This window comes from Vibrio sp. 10N.222.55.C6, from assembly GCF_041473395.1.
Taxonomy (GTDB): Bacteria; Pseudomonadota; Gammaproteobacteria; order Enterobacterales; family Vibrionaceae; genus Vibrio; species Vibrio crassostreae_C.
The window spans coordinates 1-343 of record NZ_JBFRSD010000471.1 but is presented as its reverse complement, the minus strand read 5'-3'; the positions used below and the strand labels follow the sequence as shown (position 1 = coordinate 343).

Genomic DNA, 343 nt, shown 5'->3' with positions numbered 1-343 from the left:
CAGCTGTTACGTTCTATTCTCTCTGTTCTGTATTATGGGCACCTATTTCGGACTGCAAATCAATGATGCCATCGCTAACACGCGAGCAATGGGTGCGGTCATGGGCGGTTTGTTTGGTGGTCCTGTGGTTGGCTTTGCAGTGGGCTTTACTGGCGGGATACATCGCTATTCATTAGGTGGTTTTACGGACTTAGCTTGTGCTATCTCAACGACAGCAGAGGGCCTGATTGGTGGCTTGCTGCATGTGTACTTAGTCAGAAAAAACAAAGCCAGCCAGTTGTTTAATCCGATGGTAGTGTTCTCTGTGACGCTATTTGCAGAGATCATTCAGATGTTGATTCTG

The 343-nt window shown here is 47.2% G+C and carries 1 protein-coding gene; it reads left to right on the top strand.

All coding sequences use genetic code 11. From position 1 onward, the window contains the following. On the top strand, window positions 1-343 hold a 343-nt coding region (locus AB4486_RS24645), incomplete at both ends, for a LytS/YhcK type 5TM receptor domain-containing protein (protein WP_372119312.1).